This is a genomic window from Nostoc sp. CCY 9925, from assembly GCF_963920935.1.
In the GTDB taxonomy this organism is placed as follows: Bacteria; Cyanobacteriota; Cyanobacteriia; order Cyanobacteriales; family Nostocaceae; genus Nostoc.
On record NZ_CAWUDO010000296.1, the window covers coordinates 1 to 813 of the forward strand.

Genomic DNA, 813 nt, shown 5'->3' on the forward strand with positions numbered 1-813 from the left:
TTACAAGTGGTGGCTGCGTACAAATCAAAGTATTCCATCACAAGCATTAACAGAAAGATTAGCTAGTAACTAAGCTTTGATTAAGATAAGGTTATAAAAGAGAGCTTTTCACTTGTATTAAGTTCATTTTTCAGAGCTAACAGTTTTAGGAGCGTTATTGCAGACCCCAGACCCTGTTAAAGTAGGAGACAAAGTTTTAATTCTACGTCCTTTTTATGTCACTGGAAAAGTTGGGGTAGTTTGTGGTCGAGAGTCACACTCAGATGGTCAATCAAGCATCCGTTGGCTGATTCAAGTAGAAGATGATGAGGAAAATATTGTAGTGTCACTCAGGAGGAATGAGTTTGAAGTGATTGCCCCGGAATTAGAGTAACTTCAGTCTGTTGTCGGTGGTTCGCCACCAATCCCCAGTTCCTTCTTACTGCGCTTTAACTGTTTCCAAAGTTCCTTAATTTGTTGGTAAGCCTCTTTGGGGTCAAGCTTACCATTGCTTTCTAAACTGGTGATAATGCCAACTTTTTGAGCAAATTCTTGCAAGTTAGCATTAAACACTAAGTTTTCTGGTTTAACTTGTCCGTAGTAGCGACCACGAGGGTAAAGGAATTTATTTTTGTCTTCCCCCTGAGACTGGTTCATGACTTCACCTCCTTACTAATAAGTTTTCACGAATGATGTCAACCCAGTTGAAACTATCTCCTTAATCAATGGGTGTTGGGAAATATAGTTAGCGATCGCTGGAATTATGAGCCTTTTTTTAGTATGACTCATAGTCCAGAATCGTCAAATTGAGAGTCGAAATATTTCAGCAATTTA

Annotated in this window: 2 protein-coding genes; one reads left to right on the plus strand and one right to left on the minus strand. The window is 39.0% G+C overall.

Features of this window, described 5'->3' with window-relative positions; translation table 11 throughout:
• Window positions 1–157 precede the first annotated feature (157 nt).
• Window positions 158–373, plus strand: a complete 216-nt coding sequence (locus tag ACM0OY_RS40510; protein ID WP_414574319.1) for a hypothetical protein — start codon at window positions 158–160, stop codon at window positions 371–373.
• A 2-nt stretch (window positions 374–375) separates the two neighbouring features.
• On the opposite strand, the gene ACM0OY_RS40515 is transcribed toward ACM0OY_RS40510, so the two are convergent.
• Window positions 376–636, minus strand: a complete 261-nt coding sequence (locus ACM0OY_RS40515) for a hypothetical protein (RefSeq protein WP_414574320.1) — start codon at window positions 634–636, stop codon at window positions 376–378.
• Window positions 637–813: the final 177 nt, after the last annotated feature.

Coding starts and splice junctions, on each gene's coding strand:
- ACM0OY_RS40515 (WP_414574320.1), bottom strand. CDS start 636: ATGAACCAGTCTCAGGGGGAAGACAAAAATAAATTCCTTTACCCTCGT.